General features: G+C 35.5%; 16 protein-coding genes. 12 read left to right on the top strand and 4 right to left on the bottom strand.

Annotated elements, in window-relative coordinates:
• The first annotated feature begins 569 nt into the window (after positions 1-569).
• From LZT22_RS12175 to rffA, 12 genes are read left to right on the top strand one after another with little or no spacing between them, the layout of a single operon-like run.
• Positions 570-2,900: a hypothetical protein gene (locus tag LZT22_RS12175; RefSeq protein ID WP_233925570.1), complete on the top strand. Its 2,331-nt coding sequence runs from the start codon at positions 570-572 to the stop codon at positions 2,898-2,900.
• A 17-nt stretch (positions 2,901-2,917) separates the two neighbouring features.
• Positions 2,918-3,613, top strand: coding sequence for a WbqC family protein (locus LZT22_RS12170; RefSeq protein WP_233925569.1), 696 nt, complete (start codon positions 2,918-2,920; stop codon positions 3,611-3,613).
• Positions 3,610-4,530 (top strand): glycosyltransferase family 2 protein, encoded by a 921-nt coding sequence (locus tag LZT22_RS12165; RefSeq protein WP_233925568.1) that lies wholly within the window; start codon positions 3,610-3,612, stop codon positions 4,528-4,530. Before LZT22_RS12170 ends, LZT22_RS12165 begins: the two co-directional genes overlap by 4 nt.
• Positions 4,520-5,224 carry a class I SAM-dependent methyltransferase gene (locus LZT22_RS12160; RefSeq protein ID WP_233925566.1) on the top strand — a complete coding sequence of 235 codons (705 nt, stop codon included), beginning with the start codon at positions 4,520-4,522 and terminating at the stop codon, positions 5,222-5,224. Before LZT22_RS12165 ends, LZT22_RS12160 begins: the two co-directional genes overlap by 11 nt.
• 35 nt (positions 5,225-5,259) lie before the next feature.
• Positions 5,260-5,514 (top strand): acyl carrier protein, encoded by a 255-nt coding sequence (locus LZT22_RS12155; RefSeq protein WP_233925565.1) that lies wholly within the window; start codon positions 5,260-5,262, stop codon positions 5,512-5,514.
• On the top strand, positions 5,514-6,656 hold the full coding sequence (locus LZT22_RS12150) for an acyl-CoA dehydrogenase family protein (protein WP_233925563.1): 1,143 nt from the start codon (positions 5,514-5,516) through the stop codon (positions 6,654-6,656). The genes LZT22_RS12155 and LZT22_RS12150 overlap by 1 nt, the downstream gene beginning before the upstream one ends.
• A complete protein-coding gene (locus tag LZT22_RS12145; protein WP_233925561.1) occupies positions 6,653-7,816 on the top strand; it encodes a hypothetical protein in 1,164 nt (387 codons plus the stop codon). Before LZT22_RS12150 ends, LZT22_RS12145 begins: the two co-directional genes overlap by 4 nt.
• On the top strand, positions 7,803-8,486 hold the full coding sequence (locus LZT22_RS12140; protein ID WP_233925559.1) for an acetyltransferase: 684 nt from the start codon (positions 7,803-7,805) through the stop codon (positions 8,484-8,486). The genes LZT22_RS12145 and LZT22_RS12140 overlap by 14 nt, the downstream gene beginning before the upstream one ends.
• Complete coding sequence (locus tag LZT22_RS12135; RefSeq protein ID WP_233925557.1) at positions 8,487-9,443, top strand: class I SAM-dependent methyltransferase; 957 nt, start codon at positions 8,487-8,489, stop codon at positions 9,441-9,443. It abuts the gene before it with no gap.
• Positions 9,440-10,390 (top strand): hypothetical protein, encoded by a 951-nt coding sequence (locus LZT22_RS12130; RefSeq protein WP_233925556.1) that lies wholly within the window; start codon positions 9,440-9,442, stop codon positions 10,388-10,390. The genes LZT22_RS12135 and LZT22_RS12130 overlap by 4 nt, the downstream gene beginning before the upstream one ends.
• A 32-nt stretch (positions 10,391-10,422) precedes the next feature.
• Positions 10,423-11,238, top strand: coding sequence for a formyltransferase family protein (locus tag LZT22_RS12125; RefSeq protein WP_233925555.1), 816 nt, complete (start codon positions 10,423-10,425; stop codon positions 11,236-11,238).
• Positions 11,239-11,244: 6 nt separating this feature from the next.
• Complete coding sequence (rffA, locus tag LZT22_RS12120) at positions 11,245-12,405, top strand: dTDP-4-amino-4,6-dideoxygalactose transaminase (RefSeq protein ID WP_255700980.1); 1,161 nt, start codon at positions 11,245-11,247, stop codon at positions 12,403-12,405.
• A gap of 175 nt (positions 12,406-12,580) precedes the next feature.
• Here the strand turns inward: rffA and LZT22_RS12115 are convergent, their stop codons facing one another.
• The 4 genes from LZT22_RS12115 to LZT22_RS12100 are packed head-to-tail and all read right to left on the bottom strand — an operon-like array spanning position 12,581 to position 18,042.
• Entirely contained in the window at positions 12,581-14,704 is a 2,124-nt protein-coding gene (locus LZT22_RS12115) for a hypothetical protein (RefSeq protein WP_233925554.1), read from the bottom strand.
• Complete coding sequence (locus tag LZT22_RS12110) at positions 14,694-15,215, bottom strand: DapH/DapD/GlmU-related protein (RefSeq protein ID WP_233925553.1); 522 nt, start codon at positions 15,213-15,215, stop codon at positions 14,694-14,696. The genes LZT22_RS12115 and LZT22_RS12110 overlap by 11 nt, the downstream gene beginning before the upstream one ends.
• A 3-nt stretch (positions 15,216-15,218) precedes the next feature.
• Positions 15,219-16,811: a GMC oxidoreductase gene (locus tag LZT22_RS12105; protein ID WP_233925552.1), complete on the bottom strand. Its 1,593-nt coding sequence runs from the start codon at positions 16,809-16,811 to the stop codon at positions 15,219-15,221.
• A complete protein-coding gene (locus LZT22_RS12100) occupies positions 16,801-18,042 on the bottom strand; it encodes a DegT/DnrJ/EryC1/StrS family aminotransferase (protein WP_233925551.1) in 1,242 nt (413 codons plus the stop codon). Before LZT22_RS12100 ends, LZT22_RS12105 begins: the two co-directional genes overlap by 11 nt.
• Positions 18,043-18,237 lie beyond the last annotated feature (195 nt).

Here is an 18,237-nt window from a genome sequence, read left to right as displayed (position 1 = left end):
GACGAGGAGCTTAGAATGATCCAAGACCGATTAAACAACCGACCCAGAAAACGATTAGGATTTAAAACACCGAGTGAAGTCTTTATGCAATCTTTAAACCGTGTTGCACTTCGTGTTTGAATTCACCCATTGAAGACCTATAGAAAAGATGATTTAAAGGCCTATTACGCTTGCACTCAAAGTTAAGGAAATTAAGAAGACTGCACCCTAACTTATTAGGTTTACGAAATAGAGGATAAAAAGTGGCGGATCGTCATACTAAACTTAATGTAGTAATTATAGATTAATTAATAGCCAATAATTTTCTAAAATATATATACTATTACCCAATAAAATATAACCAGTCATTTTTTAATACATATTCCTTTAATCTAAAATAGATAATACTAAATTAATTAATATGCTTTGTGTTACTTGATAAATCATTGGGAATACAATTAACCGATATATTTTAGGAAAGATATTCTTTGAAGCGACTTTACGCTCCTCTATTCTTCTTAGGCTTAAGTTGCTTAATTTTTTTACCTCATGTTTTGCAATTTGGGGTATTTGTTGGCGACTCCGACCGAATGAATCACTCGCTATCGATTCTTAAAGCCTACATAGAGGCCTTTGAGAGTGGCCAATTCCCCTTGTGGAGTGACTCAATTTTTGGCGGCTATAGCCTAGTAAGTATTCCTTTTCAATTTCCCAATCCAGTTGCCCTGATTGGTGCGCTAGCAGGGATAAAAGATGTTTATCAATTTGCAGGATATGAAGCAATTATCTTATTAGCCCTCTCGGGCTGGTTTGCCTATGAGTTTCTTATTGCATCAGGAAGAACTCAACTAGCCTCTATCGTGGGCGGCATCTTGTATCAGACTTGCAATCTGACGTTATTAAAAAACGCTCAAAATGACATGAGTTTTGCGGTTTTGGTGTTGGCTCCGCTTTTGCTATTGCAGATAAAAAAAATTAATCAGAAATTAAGTTATGCCAGCTATTTTTCTATAGCAGCCATTAGCTTTTTCCTCTTTAACTTCACTTTTATACAAAAAATTGGCTACCTTACTCTGCTAGGCTTTGCCTACGCTTTTTGGCTCGCTTTTCAAAAGAAAAATTTTCGAGGTTTTGGGTTTTGCCTATTAGCAGCACTTCCTGGGGTTTTTGCATCAATCCCACGTATCGTGACCATTGGGCAAGATTTTTTAGATAGCAATCGATTTGAATCGAGCCCTATTAATAGCCATGTTTTTATGGGTCAACATCTACCTTGGTTTGAAATATTGCGTTGGTTTGATGCCAGAATCTTAGGATCATCTTGGGACGAACTATCCAAGCTAGGGAACGGCACAAATCTGAGTGAGGGATTTCTGCTTTATATGGGGCTGTTTTCAGCAATCCTTATTATTTATGCGCTGGCATCAAGACTTCCCTGGAAACTAAAAGATAATGATGCCAAATTTGCAAGCTATGTCTTGATTTTTAGTTTTCTTGTTGTCTTTACTTCTCCAGGGTATGAGCTGATATATCAGCTATTTGGAAAAATAGGCTTTATTCATTACAGAATTTTATTAATCTGTATTTTGCCCTCCTGCATCTTAGTAAGCCTATCCTTAGATGCCCTAAACAAACCTTTAACGAATACTGCAAGTTCAAATAATTTAACTTACCTAAAATTCAACTTTTTAAACGCTCGCCCCTGGATTTCAATATGCTTCACCGTACTGATCATCATTGCGATTGAGCTCATCGCCTTTTATGGGAACGGCTCTATTTTGCGACCCATTACGATATCCCCTAATTGGTTGACACTGCAAGGTGGCGCAACTTTTAGAATTATTGCATCGCTCTTATTCGTAGTCTTTTTGCTGTATTACTGGAAAAAGCATTTACTTTCTTCCAATGTATTAAGACTAATGCTCGCTACAGCACTATTACTTCAGGGCATTCTATATGCAATCTCTTTTATATGGGGTCCCGATCGTTGGCATGATGTCACTGCATTTAAGAAGCCTTCGATATCAATGGCCCACAAAGGAGAATTTCTCCCTCCATCGCAAGCTCTATTAAGGAATATTGAAAATCGCTTGGAAACAAAATCTTATAGAATTTCGTTTATATGCAATCCAAAAGACGTGGCCATTAATTGCTCAACGAGAATTGCAAGCAATCTTCATCTTCGATCTATTGATGGCTACCTTAATAGCACCCCAAGTAGATTAGCTGCTCTGAATTTAATGCCCTCAGCACAGGTTAGATCAATAACCTATAGTAACCCCAATGAATTAGACTGGGCTTTATTAGGTCTTCTCAACACTAAATATGCACTCCATTTTCAACCTGGTTTATTTACTAATAGCATTAAATTACCTAATGGCCAATTCAGAGAATTACAGATAGATGATCTAAAGATAGAAGAAAATCCTTTACCTGTTACGCCAAGAGTATTTTTCGCAAAATCAATTGTTCCAGCTAAAGACCTAAATGAAGCATTAGCCCTTCTAAAACCTGGCGGAAAATCAAGATCCCCGGGCTATTATCCAGAAATAACAAGCATTGCTGAAGGAGCCAATTCAGGAGCTGAATTTTCCACCAAAGGAACTATTACTCCTGTATTCCAGAGCTCAAAAGTGGTTGTCAACTTAAGCCCTTCAGAAGAAAAAAGATTTTTAGTGCTAAATGAGCGCTTTACAAATGATTGGGTGGCAATTGATGAAAAGGGAAATAAATTACATATTTATCCAACAAATATATTCATGCGCGGAATTGTCATAGAGCCCCAGATAAAAAAAATTGAATTTTTATACAAGCCGCCAGCAACCAATTATTATATTACTGTGACACTTGGATTATTGACCCTAATTATTGGCGTGTTAATTTTAAGAAGATATAGTGCATTACGTTTAACAAATTTATGAAATGCCATAAAAAAATAATGAAGAAGATAGCCATCCTCCAATCAAATTATATCCCGTGGAAAGGATATTTTGATCTGATTGCGGCTGTTGACGAATTTATTTTGTATGATGATATGCAATACACTCGGAGGGACTGGCGCAATAGAAACATAATTAAAACCCCAAATGGGACTCAGTGGTTAACTATACCTGTAAAAGTAAAAGGTCGCTATTATCAAACAATCAAAGAAACACTAATTGATGACACTGATTGGGGAGAAAATCACTGGCAAACTTTGAGTGCAAATTATAAGAAAGCAAGTCATTTTGATAGCATTTCCACTTGGCTTGCGCCAATTTATCTAGACCGCAAGTCAATCAATTTATCAGACATAAATAGAAAATTAATATCCGCCATATGCACTTATTTGGAAATCAATACTCACATCAGTAGCTCAAGTGACTACGAGATAATTCAGGGTAAAACTGAACGCTTAGTGGATCTATGTTTAAAAGCTGGCGGAGACACTTATATCTCAGGACCCTCCGCTAAAAACTATATTAATGAATTCAAATTTAACGAAAAAAATATTCAACTTATCTGGTTTAATTACACTGGATATCCAGAATATCCTCAACTTTGGAATGGATTTACTCATGAAGTCTCCATATTAGATCTTTTATTCAATACTGGTAAGAATGCGAGAAAATTTATGAAGATTTCATCACTATGAAACTATCAATTGTCGGCACATTATATTGCTCAGAAATCTATTTGGCTGAATTTCATAGAAGGGTTTCTGGGGTAGCAAAAAAATTAGTATCTGAAGACTATGAAATTATTTATGTTAATGATGGGTCCCCAGACAATAGCTTAAATATTGCTATTCAGCTATTTGAGCAAGATACACATGTTGTGGTCTTGGATTTATCTAGAAATTTCGGGCACCATAAAGCCATGCTTGCTGGCATTGCCAAGGCAAAGGGTGACAGAGTGCTCTTAATGGATACCGATCTTGAAGAAGATCCAGAATATTTACTAAGCTTCAATGACCAACTAGAACGGCAGTGTTGCGACGTAGTTTATGGCGTTCAAGAGACTCGAAAAGGCAGTTGGTTTGAGAGATTTAGCGGATCAGTAGCTTACTATATGATGGATTTTTTAAGCGACATAAATCATCCAAAAAACATTGTCACCATGCGATTAATGAAGCGTCCTTATGTTGATGCACTATTATTGTTTCATGAATATGAATTCATAATATCCTATATATGGGTAATTACAGGATTTAATCAGCAACCTCATTTTATAAAAAAACATAAGAGGCCAGGAACTACATATACCTTCAGAAAAAAAGTTGATCATTTTATTAATGCCATCACTTCATTCAGCGCAGCACCATTGCGGTTAATTTTTTATACTGGCTTTGTTATATTTATAATAGCTCTGTTATATGCAATTTTTTTGGCCTACCAAAAGTTGGCTTTAAATATCCCGCTAGATGGTTGGACCTCATTAATTATCTCAATATGGCTATTATCAGGACTTATTATTTTTTTTATTGGCATTATTGGAATTTATATCATGAAAATATTTATGGAAACAAAAAGGAGGCCTATATCAATAGTTAGGAAGACTTATGAAAGGTAGTAACCATATTGTTAATCTGCAATACGAGATTTTTTATTCCAAAATTAAGAATCCAAGGACTTATCCAACCGAATTTGTTGTACGCACCTTTCTTGCTGATTATCCAAACTTAATCTTCAATAAGCCCAAAACTGGTGCAAAGGTACTTGATATTGCTTTTGGAGATGGTCGTAATACAATTTTTCTTGCAGAACAAGGATTCAAAGTTTCCGGAATTGAGATTACTAAGGGCATTGTTTCTCTTGCAAAAAAACGTTTATCGAATTTAGGTCTAACGGCCAATCTAAAAGTTGGAAGGAACAGCAATATCCCATTTAAGGATTCTTTTTTTGATGTAATTCTTGCATGCCATTGCATATACTACTGCGATGATAGTGACGTTCTGCTAGATAATCTAAAAGAATATCAGAGGGTTCTTAAGCCCGGTGGATGGCTTGTAGCCTCTGTTGCTAATACTGAGTCCTATATTTTTAATAATGCTGATGTTTTAGCTGATGGATCAAGAATTATCAGAGCAGATCCCTACAAGAATAGAAATGGGTATCGATTATTTGGATTTCCGGATATAGAATCAATACAACAATACTTTTCACTATATTTTGAAGATTTTTCATTTGGATTTGCTAATAATAATTTTTACGGGATTGAGGAAAAAGTATTTTGGGTGGTGTGCAAATCAAAGAAGGCAAATTAATTTTAAAAAAATAAACTTCAGGAGTGCGTTTTTAAATGGAAAGAAATCAAATAAACCTTGACTCGGTACACATTAAGCTCATTAAAATTTTTAAGGATAAATTTCATCTAGATGATGTTGATGTTTTTGATGCCAATATTAAAACTGTTGAAACCTGGGATTCTTTCTCGCACATGGACTTAATGATAGAGCTTCAATTTGAATTTAAATTAAAAGAATTATCTGGAGAAGATTTTTCAGCATTAACGAGTTTTAAAAAGATTTATGACTATATTTCACAGGGTAGATAGTGACTAAATTAGACTCCATTCTTCATGAATACACAAAAAGCCATGTTATTAGGTACGCAAATAGGTTTGATTCTAGGGTACATTTTGATCGCAGTTTAATAAAGACGGCAACCTCATTAGGGCTGCTTGAAAAAATATTTACCAATAGCAGAAATAGCCCAGAGGGTTTGCATGCACTGGCTATATCCACGGAAGAGGTTTCCAAGTACTGTGGCAATACTAGAAATTTTTTTTTGGTTAGCTGTGGCATGTTCGGAAAAACTTTAGAAAGGTATCAAGGTGAGAATGACTATTTAAATAACGTCTATAGTCAAATAAAAATTGGAGGTGCAATTGGTTCCGTTGCCTATACGGAAACTGGCGGGAACACTAATCCTAAAAGCCTTAAAACTCATCTTTCCAAAATTGCAGATGGTAGTTTTATTTTATATGGTCACAAAACTTGGATCACTTTGGGCGGCATCGCTGATTTTTTTTTAGTAACTTGCCTCTATGAGGGCGAATTAGCTATTGCTGTAGTTCCAAGTTTAGCAAAAGGCATAAAGATCGATTTAATAGATTCTTTGGCCGGGAATCGTGGCTCCGCCCTTGCAGACATCACTTTTGATAAGGTAATCCTCGATAAGAATCAGATATTACCAACAATTTGCAGTGAATCAAGCTGGCCTGCCTTTGAGTGGATATTTTCTGTTGGAAGAGTGTACGCAGCAAGCTCAGCAATAGGGTTAACAAAATCTTGCATTTCAATGTGCTTTGATAGACTTAATAGTCGCCATTCATTGGGTAAGAAATTTATCGAAAATCAGATTTGGCAACAGGAATTAGCCAAGGCAAACTCTCAATTGCGGGCTGTAGAAGCCATAAGAAATGTAGCCTTAGATTATTTGGGGAATAATAAGTACGTTTTCTTAAACTCTGATTGTACAATAGCCAAAAATTTAGGTGCAGAAATAGCAATACAAAGCTCACAGTTAAACTTGAAGGCTCATGGGGCTTTTGGGTATCTGGAAAATGAGGAGCCAAATAGACTATTACGCGAAGCCCTTAGTTTTGAGTTTATTGAAGGTAGTAGCTTGGTTTTAAATAAAAAAATATTTAGCCAATTAGTGGGAAATTTGATCGTCAATAAGGGCAATAAGTGAAAATTAAGCTTGATTTAACTTCAGAAAACTTCAAACCAATTTTGAAATTTTTGAAAATATCATTCCCGGAATTCAAATTCCTATACACGGAATCATTCCTAAGCATTGAGCCTGAGCCTTCAAATTCTGAGCTTGAGAGCATTAAAGAAATCGCTCGAATTGTAATTTTTGCTGAACGACTAAAAAGCGAGGCTTTACTCTACGAACACGACCCAAAATATTTATTATTTAAAGGAGATGTTCAAAAAGATTTAGACTTAAGCGGTGATGTTAAGTGGATGAAACCCGGCATGGCACTACTCCAAGGGGATGTGCTGTCGGTAAAAAAACAATTAGAAAGAACCTTTGAATCTATAGCCTTGAAGGACTACTCTGCTGTAGAGATTGAAAACCCTGGACTATGGAGTATGGATATTTTTCATAAAACAGGATACTTGGGTGATTTTCCACATGAGGCATTATTTGTTCTGGGAACGAATAATGCCTCGAAATGCCTTTCAATGGTTAGCGAGCACTTTGAAGGAGAAAATTTAACTGAGGCTGTAGAAAACTTCCCCTCAATTGTTAATTGCGTTAACTTAATTGGCGGATGTCAACCATCGGTTTGCACTAGCTGTTATTTTGCTCTAGGAAATCAAATGCAACTGCAAAATCAGTTGTATACAACATATAATCGAGTGTTTAGAAATGAAGGGGGTAATACACTTGCAAGATTATTAAGTTATTCCGTCAGAGACATAATGGCAGTTGGGAATATAAATTTTGTTATAAAACAACGCAATAACTTTATAACAACATGCAAAGAATTTATGAAAAGCTTGGGACTAAAATTTAAAATAGAAGCTTCAAATGATCCTTTTTTTTCAAAAAAATTAAAAAAAATTACATTTCAAAACAGCGGGGCACTCAAATATGAGGTGCTGGCCTACATACCTTTTTCTGATTCATGGTTAGCAGTAGGCTCAATCAATTATCATCTGCAAACTTTTGGTGAAGCATTCGAAATTAAATTAAAAGGAGGTGGTATTGCTAGCTCTTGCTGCATGGGCATAGGTTTCGAAAGGCTTGTATTTGCCTTATTTTCACAATTTGGACCAAATCTAAAGCTTTGGCCAAAAGAAGTTATGGGAGATAAGGGGCTACTCAATGCCACCAAATAATATTTGGATCTTCGGTTTGGGCGCCGCCGCAGAAGTTAGCGCATCCCAAGTAGAGTCGATTTATGGAGAGTTGGCATTTCGTGGTTTTTGCGTTGATGATGAATATTTTTTATCAGATATTCACCTAGGAAAACCTGTAATAAGATACTCTGAGCTACTTAAAAATCGAGATAGCGCTACAATTTTTACAGCATTAGGCTACAAAAATCTAAATATTGATCGCGAAAAAGTATTCAAAAGAATTGTTTTCGATGGATTTAGAGTTACCAGCCTGACTTACGAATTTAATAAGTTTGAAAAAATTAGTTATGGTAAAAATTGCTTAATTTTACGAGGATCTTCTATACAACCATGCGTCACTATAGGTGATAATGTATTTATATGGAGCGGAGCAACTGTATGCCATCACTGCATTTTAGGAAATCACATTTGGATTACTGCCGGCGCAACTATCTCTGGCAATACTTGCATTGGCGATAATGTTTTTATTGGCGCAAATGCTTCAATAGTGGCGGGAATTAAAATAGGGAATAACTGCTTTATTGGTGCAGGAGTATTGGTAGATCGATCCCTTCCGGATAACACCGTTGTCATAAAAAAAGGCGATCCCATTGCAAGCATTTCTTCTGCTAGCTTTATTAAATTTTTAGATAGGAACAGGAGCTACTAAATGCTTGAATTTATATGCCCAGTCTGTAAATCAGATTTAGATATTAACAATGAACTATGTAGATGTATTTGTCAGAAAGAAATCAATATAGAAAATATCCATGGATATCCTGTAACAGTTTTTGAAAGGCAAAAGGTTGGGAAAAACGAGTTTTCTATTTTAAATGCTGCACCTATTCATGATAATGCAATGAAATGGCTTCATGACGTGCATGGCACATCCGAAGAAGACTTTCGAAATAAATTGATTAAGAATTTGGACTACTCCAAAAACTATTCACCAAAAATATTAGTTACCAGTGCGGGTGCAGGCAATGATTTATCTTATCTTTTAAATACTTTTCCAGACTCTAAATTGTATGTACAAGATATCGCTTTCGAGATGCTGGAAGAAGCAATAAAAAGGAACTTACCTCTACTCAAAGCTAGTTCTATTAAATTTTTTGTTGGGGATGCATGCAATTTACCATTTCACGATAATTCATTTGATATTGTTTATCATTTTGGAGGCTTGAACCTATTCGAAGAAATTGACATTGGCATTAAGGAGATGCATCGAGTTGCCAAGATTGGTGGGATCATTCAATTTGGTGATGAGGGCATAGCACCTTGGATGTACGGCCATGAAATTAGCAAAATTCTTATACAAAATAATCCTCTGTATAAATGTGCCGCGCCGTTAAGATACCTTCCTTTAGGGGTTTCCGATTTTAAGCTAGAGTATCTATTTAATAATTGCTTTTACTTGATTAGATATATTAAATCAACTGACCCTGTGATTGATCTAGATGTAGTTCATAAAGGTAGTCGTGGAGGGTCCTTGAGAACGAGATATTTTGGTATTTTAGAAGGAATTAACCCTGATCTTAAGGAAAAGATTTATCTCCTTGCCCGTGAAAGTGGAAAAAGTCGAGTAGAGTTTTTAGAGGGGCTCATTGTAAGCGCTTTAAAGGAATGAAGAATATTGAAGATTTCTATTGGGACAAAAAAAATTTGTTAGTTGAAGGAGGCGGGGGTATTGCTGGCTTTACCCATGCCTCCCATCCTTGCGTACTTAAGTTGGGCGGAAATCAAGTCATTTTGATATTTTCAATGCGAAATAGTCAAAATCACTCGTTTATCTTTACTTGTTTAGCGGAAATTAAAAATAAAAAAATAACCGTTTTAGAACCTCCAAAATTAGCTCTAGAGCCCGGAATGAAGGGTACATTTGACTCAGAGGGATTACTATCTTGCTGCGTTGTAAATATAGCCCCAGAAGAGTCTTATCTCTATTACTCTGGGTGGAATAATTTAACCGATAATCTCTGGATTTGCGATACTGGCTTAGCAGTAATAAATCATGTAGACCATTCTATACGTCGTAAATTTCAAGGCCCGATCATGGCGCGTGATAGACACAATCCATATTTCGCCGCAGGAACGTCGATTATGCGAGATGGAAGCAGATGGAGAAGTTGGTATAACTCTGGCATATCCTGGTCTCAAAACTCAGATGGCTCTTGGAAGCCTCTTTATGGCATTCATTATGCAGAATCAAAAGATGGAATAGATTGGAATTATTATCCAGGGCAAATAATCCCCTTTAAAGATCAGCATGAACACTCATTTGGCAGACCAACAGTAGTAAATTGGTGGGGCACTTATCTTATGTGGTTTTCTTGCCGAGGGGCAAATAACTGCCCTCTTTATAGAATTGGATTTGCTCAATCTAACGATGGCTTGGTTTGGACTAGAAATGATGGAAAAAGCGGAATTGAGATATCCTCCAATTCCGATAAATTTGATTCCGAATCAATCGCCTACCCCTATCCATTTGAACATGATGGCATTTATTATATGCTTTATAACGGAAATAATTATGGCAAAACTGGCTTTGGTTATGCTGTTTTGGAGGCGCGTTGAGATACTTATTTATAGGAAATCGTCGATTTGTTTTGGAAGAATTATTAAAAAAAACAAAGAATGTACAAATAGTATGTATTGATGGCACTCATTTGCAAAAAGACAGTATATTAGACAGTTATGATTATGATCTTGTTAAAAATAGTGAAGAAGTTCATGATTTAATAAATAAGTCTAATTTCGATATCTTAATTTCAAATGGCTTGCCATTCAAGTTAAGGCTAAATGACCTTCCTGACAAAAAATATATAAATATCCATCCTTCTTATTTGCCAGATCTAAGAGGAGTTGACCCAGTGCTTGGAGCCATTCTATATGAGCGTGATTGCGGGGCTACTTGCCATGTCATGAATGATAAATTTGATTGCGGAGAGATAATTTCCCAAGTAAAAATCCCATTTAGCCAAGATCTCACCGCCTCACTTTTATATCAACTAAGCTTTATTGCGGAAAAGAAGAGCTTTATCGAGGCCTGGAATCTTAGGTTTGAGCCGCAAAGACCCCAAGTCAACAGTAATGACCTTATTTATTTTACTCGCTCTATTGATTCGCGTTATATAAAATTTGCCCAAGATAACAATTCAATTCTGAGGACTATTAAGGCTTTTGACAACCACAATCAAGGTGCTCGATTTATTATAGATAATAATGAGTACAAATGCCACTCAGGCTGGATTTCAAAAAATCTTTTCCTAACAGAAATTTTCTCTAAATTTCCAATCAATACCATTGTAATGGTGTATGAGGATACCATTGTAATAAAACGAAATACGTCTTTTCTCTTTCTTAGCGAAGTTAGTCCTATAAACAACAACTTAGTTGGCAAACGTATTAGTAATGCAATTTAATTAAACTTGAAATTATTTAAATTTGTGAATATGTTAATTCCATTCAACAAACCCTATATGACGGGCAATGAATTAGACTATATACGTCTGGCTCACCACAATCTTCGACTAGCGGGAGATGGTGAGTTCACTAAAAAAAGTCAAGAAATGATAGCGTCAAGCCTTTCAGCAAAAGGTTCGGCCTTTTTAACTCATTCGTGTACTGCTGCCTTAGAGATTGCTGCAATAGCTACAAATATAAAGCCGGGTGATGAAATTATTATGCCTTCATTTACTTTTGTGTCCACTGCGAATGCATTCGTACTTAGGGGGGGGATACCAATTTTTGTAGATATTAGGCCTGACACACAAAATATTAATGAAGACCTAATCGAAAATGCAATCTCCAAAAAAACTAGGGCGATTGTGCCCGTTCATTATGCCGGCGTGAGCTGCGAAATGGATAAGATCAAAAAAATTGCAAAAGACAATGATCTTTTTTTAATAGAGGATGCTGCGCAAGGATATCTATCAAAGTATAAAAATAATTATCTTGGAACTATTGGAGATTATGGGGCCTTAAGCTTTCACGAAACTAAAAATATCATTTCCGGAGAGGGAGGTTCCATTTTAGTAAATCATCCATCCAATCTAAAAAAGATTGAAGTAATTCGCGAGAAAGGCACAAATAGAAGTGGTTTTTTTCGGGGAGAAGTAGCTAAATATACATGGAAAAATATAGGGTCATCCTTTTTACCAAGTGAAATTACAGCCGCCTTTTTATGTGCTCAAATTGAAAAGGGACTAGAGATTACAAAAAATCGAGAGAATACTTGGCGACAATACCATCAACAGCTTGAATCTTTAGAAGAAAGCGGCTTACTTAAACGACCAGTTATTCCTAAAGAATGCTTAAGTAATTCACACATCTACTATGTAGTGCTCGATAATAAGATTGATCGAGAGAGAACTCTTGAAGCTATGAATAATAAAGGTGTTAATGCTGTTTCACACTACGTACCATTGCATTCAAGTCCTGCTGGAAAAAAATTTGGGAAATTTTCAGGGAGCATGAATATTACAAACCGTCAAGCCAATTCTTTAATAAGGCTTCCTCTTTGGGTGGGAATGTCAAACAACGAAATCAATCACGTTGTAAGGGTTCTTAAAAATTCTATTAAGATTTAATTAAATTACTTTTTTTTAATTTTGCTGAATTTTAAAGCGATTATTTTTATAACTCGTTATGACATCAACTACACTATATCCACACATCGCCCATATCAACTAAAATCTTATACAGTAACTCAACCTGAAACCTACCAATTTCAGTTTAATGTAATAAGTAGTTATTGAACCATTGCTAAAAATTTTTCTTTAACTTTATAAAGTCTTCATAATTTTTTAGCATGCACTTGGGATTGTTTAACAGTCCAGTTTCATTGACAACCATCACGTCTAGATCACCAGCAAACAACAAGCCAAGCATCGTCACATTTACTCGAACTGCCGTTGGTTTATCACCTGTAATTACTTTTATGTTAACGCAATTACTGTACTCGATTGGCAGCATTAGCAACGATATTCCATCGGAAGTGGCATTAATTTTATAGCCGCCTTTTTCGATCCTAACCGAATTATTGATTGCTGGTTTAAGACCTATCGAATCACTTTTAAATTTTTCGTATATGGCTTTTTCAACAGCAGCTTTATCCAAATCAAACCAGGCGGAATGCATGACCTCACTAGCCTCCATCAAGGAACTAAAAGGTTTAATTTGCAATATGGAAATTCCATTTATATTAGCATTTGCAATAGAGAATAAATTTAGGTCGTCTAAATTATTATTTTCATTGGAAATGCTTAACACCTTCTTGCCTCCTTCAATTGCCAATTTAGGGCTCAAGATATAAGAAACCCCCAACATTCTCAATATTTTCATATCCAACTTAGTAAATAATGTCCAGTTTCTAACATGCATAACATCATCACTCGAGAGAAATTGATCTATTATCCAAAAAAAACTGGGCGAAATAATGGGACTATATTCATGTAGTGTTGGAATTAGATGTAACCATAATCCCGCCGTTAGATGATCATTCTTGGAATATTGACTTTGCTTATAAAAGTATTCTCGCTGCTCAACAATATTTTTATCAGGCCAAACACTCAAAACTCTTCCGCGAAATTTAGTCTCGTCTTTTATTCCAATCTTGGATTCTAAATACTTTGTCAAGATTGTTGACTCGGGAAGAGGGTAATCTGACTTACGATCCATTTTCCCAGGGTTTAATGTAATAATGCTTAAAAAAATAATGCCTAAATAAAACAGATTAATGCTCAAATGATTGAAACTTATATGAAATTTTTCATAAGCGAAAAGCTTACAGTAATTAAGAATTCTATAAATCAAATGGCAAAAAAATAGACAATATAGCGGAGAAAAGATAGTTTCATAAAAATTAATTTGCGGCAATTTCCACGCAACAAGACTCATCGAATTAATTAAATAGCAGCCTATTATTGCCAATTGAAGTAATAAGCATAAACTTGCAAGAGTTTTAAGCTTGCTAGACTTTTTAGCTAACTCCAAGGCCGCGCCCAAAGATGCACCAATGAATAAAAGCCGGCCAGCATATCCCCCAATTTCAAAAGGGCGTGTTAATAATATAGACGCGTCTACTGACTGAGTTATTTTATCTTTAAAAATAACATAGGCACTATTTATAAAAAAACCAACTAAATAATCAATCCACCCCACTAAATAAAACAAAAATAGCATTAATAAAAAGACAATTATTTGAATTAATTTTCTTTTAAATGAGCTTTCTATTATAGAAATTAAAATCAGACAAAACATTAATGGTGCCACCAGAAGATATCCTATTGGGTTGGCGAGCAGCAAATAAATAATATCAATAAGTAAAACTAAAACCGCTAGCAATAGCTTATATGTGCTAGAAACTTGCAGTAGCGAAATGGCATAAATGAAAAATCCCAAAAATAAGAATAATATTGAAAAATTTGGCACTAAGAAAACTACTTTATTAATATTAAAATTTTCATAAAAAGGAAATATTATTAATATAAAAAACCAAGATGCTAATATAGACACTTCAAATTGAAAATGAAATGATCTTCCGATCAACAGAATAGATAAAAATGAAATTAATGCATACCCAATATAAGAGGGTACGGGATTGAAATTACTTCCAGCCGAGAATATATCAATCCAATATGGTGGGAAATAAATATAATTAGCTGGAACCGATAAATTACCGATACCGGCTAACAAGTTAGAATAAATATTTGGTAAATAAGGGAAAAAAGTTTTTTCCTCATTTATTAAGGCAAGCCATCCCAATCCATCTAATCCATTAAATAGATTATCAGTGTTATGGTAATACGCCAATAAAGATGCAAGGATTACAGCAAAGCAGTTTAAAAAAATTACTATGTAGTTTGGATTGTCTTCATTATTTTGCATTGGAAATTATTCGCTTCTTAATAATTCTTGCAGGATTTCCAACGGCAACCACATACGGGGGGATATCTTTAGTTACTACAGAACCCGCACCTATAACAGCGCCCTCTCCAATACTGACACCAGGCAAAACAATAGCGCCAGCGCCCAACCAAGCGTACTTGTTTATAACTATGGAGCCTACTCTATTTTTTAATTTTAAGGAATCATAGAATTGACCAGCGGTATAAATCTTAACATTTGGACTAAATACAACATGATCGCCGATGTTTATTTTGCCTCCGCCCTCTAGATGAGATGCATAAAATTGACAACCCCTGTTTACTGCCACGAAATTGCCAATGCTTATTAACTCAGGAAACCTAAAGTAGGTTTTATAATCTATAAGACATCCTTTTCCTAATTTTTTTAATATTAAATGAAAGAGGACCCCCCTAAACGGTGGCGGAAATAAATCAATAGCTAAATATAAAGTGTTAAGAAGATAAAAATATAGCTGAATAATAAAAAGCATCTTTTACTCCAGATGTACCGATTTTATAATTCTTGCGGAATTTGCCATTGCTAGTAAGCCAATTGTTGTTGCGGGTATTGTCGGGAATATACTGCTATCTATCACATGTACCCTTTGAAATCCAAGGGGCCTGCCTAAAATATCCGTATCAGTTGAATTAACTGGCCTTGATTTCATTGGCATACTACCCCCAATATGATACCCATTAGATATAGTGCTATCTAAAGCAAATGAACTCAATGGATAACATCCAAATTTCCTTGTAATTCCAGAAAGCTTTTTCATAGCCTCCCTAATGGCATTTTTTGCCTCTCCAGGAGGCTCCCTTGAGCTGACCAATGTATCATTTTCAGTTACACCATCGCGAACCAATGATAAGGCATATCCATTCCCAAAATTCGAATGGAGAGTTACAGTTGCCACAACCAAATGTCTAGAAAGCAATGATTTTATAGCGCTAGGGTGCCAATTGGAGCTAAATTGCAGGTCAATTTTTTTTAACACCAGCTCATTAGGGATGGATATTTGACAATGCGCCCAAAAGTCTAAAATTGGTTTGTATTCCAGAAATATTCCAGAAAGTGTATTTGCTTTTGGCCAAGTGTTATTAGCCTTACCAATTCTTATCATTGGCATAACAAATCCAGGAACAGCCTTTAAAAGTGTTCGGGAATTGTATATATTTTTTGATTTGAGAATTATACGAGTACTGTTAACAGCCCCAGCAGCAAGAAAAACTTTAGAAAATGTTAGCTTACCAAAATTATTCTTATTTTTAAAATAGACTGTAACACCTCTTTCATCCTCAGCGAGCTTTAATACATGATGATTGCAGAAATAGTCGATCTTATCGTGAGCTATTAAATCTTTTAAGATTTTATCAGATTTAAATATTGCCCCATATACACAACCACTCATACAGTTACCACAATACTTGCAGCCCAATCCATTTTTGGAATCTGTAGCTTGAACCAAACTTCTCGCCTGACCAAATGTAATTTGGTCCTTAACAAAAATGTTAGCCTTCTCCATATCATTTAATAACGCTAAATTTCCAGGCTGGATTTTTATTGGATCTATCACCGAGGAATAAACTGGAAAATTTGATGAAAGCCTATCATCAACCGCAGAATAGGCTATGTTTCTCAATAAGAATTGGTAATGCTCTCTCAAATTTTTTGTTTCGCTTGGCCAATCACTTAAGTCTCTTGGGTCAGCAGGCAGTGCAGAGGCACCCCAACCCACACTTAGCCCTCCCTGCGCATAACTAAAAGGGGGAAATTCACCCCCCAGACTTTGAATAGGGGCGTCAATAGAATCTACACCATAGAAATAAGAGGAGCCAAATGCTAGTTTTAAAGGAATTCCCTCTTTATCTAAACTCCTATTCCCAAACATAAGGGTTTTATGAGACTCGCTCCATAGTTCTGGCTCCACCCCCCCCATTTCGCTAGCAAGCTTAGAAATATCATCACTCAAAGATAAACCGACGTCCAGTATTGTCGGCCTTACCCCTCTTTCCACCAACGATAATGCTGCAGACATCGCAGCTAACCCCGACCCAATAATACAAACTGGCAGATTATTATTTTTCATGTATCCCTTTGAGAACTTCAACTAAATACTCCAAATCACACTTAGTTAAATTAAAGTGTGCAGGTATAAATAAACTATTCTCATATAAATGATTTGCATTTGGAGTTATTTCAGTATACGGATACTGAGAAAGGTTTGAGATCTTGGTAAGACTAGTTTTTGAAGTATCGATTTTTAAATCTCTAAGGGACTTTTGTATCTCAAGCGGTCTTGTGAAATAGGCAATAAGCTGCCAGTAAACGTTTGCTGAATGCAAAACTCCCTCGGGAAAGCGTATTGCAGGTAGGGCTGACTTCACAGTCTCACAATTTATGATGCGCACTTTATCTTGATGCTCTATTGCGTGTATTTTTTTTAACCCTACCGACGCCTGCAACGAGGAATACTTAGTAAACCACGCTGTTGGTAAGGAGGAAATCATCGACAAATCACGTTCACCGGTTTGCTTTAATAATTTTTCTGGCGTCTTTTTTGATATTTGTTTAATAAAAGGAAACGTTACGTAATTGAAAATCAGCCTTTGGGTTGCTAAGTTCCTTACTAAATTTGTGAATATTTTTTTAATTAAATTTTTTCTATCGACTTCTTTAAGTGATAATTCAGACTCATAAAGCAAATTGTATAAAGAACGGTCGTCACACACAGCTAAGCCGCCACCATAGGTGTCCAAGGTCTTGATTGATGAAGCGCTGTAAATACCAACATCTCCCCAAGAGCCAATAGCCTTACCCTTATATTTACCATTCAGACATTGAGAGAAGTCTTCAATAATAAAAATATTATTTTCACGGCATATATCAACTATTTCCTCTATATTTGGCACCATACCAAAAAGATAGGTTACTAATATAGCTTTAGTTCTAGGAGTGATTGATGCCTTTATCAAACTACCATCAAATGATAAAGTTTCCAAATTAATATCTACAAAAACAGGTTTTAACTTTAACTCAAGCACAACATCCAACATGCTTTTAATAGTAATGGGTGGCATTAATATTTCAGAACCCTCTGGAAACTTTTTCGCCTTTAATGTGAAATACAAAGCTACCCTTGCTAAGGGGAAGGGAACGCAGTATTTTCTACCAATTATTTGCGCAAATTTATTAGAAAAATTGATAATTAGTTGATTATCATTTAACCTACAAAAGAATGCTGAGAATAAATGCTTCAAATTATCAAAAATTCCTTGATATATAATCCCACGAGGTATTGCAAGCCAAATTTTTTTCATAAATTTCTGTAAAAATGATAATCAGTTAATTTTTTATCAAAGCCTTAAATGTAAAGGTGGATTCAACTACGAAGTGCAACTTTGAACAACTAAGCCTAGTGGCTAAGGATATCTTAGTATCCATAGCTTCTAGACCAGCAAGTCAAAGTAGCCATGACCTATCAACACCTTAGCCAAGAAGAACGATATCAGATT

This window comes from Polynucleobacter sp. IMCC 29146, assembly GCF_021395195.1.
Classification (GTDB): domain Bacteria; phylum Pseudomonadota; class Gammaproteobacteria; order Burkholderiales; family Burkholderiaceae; genus Polynucleobacter.
The sequence above is the reverse complement of the archived record's forward strand: the minus strand, read 5'-3'. Positions and strand labels throughout refer to the sequence as shown.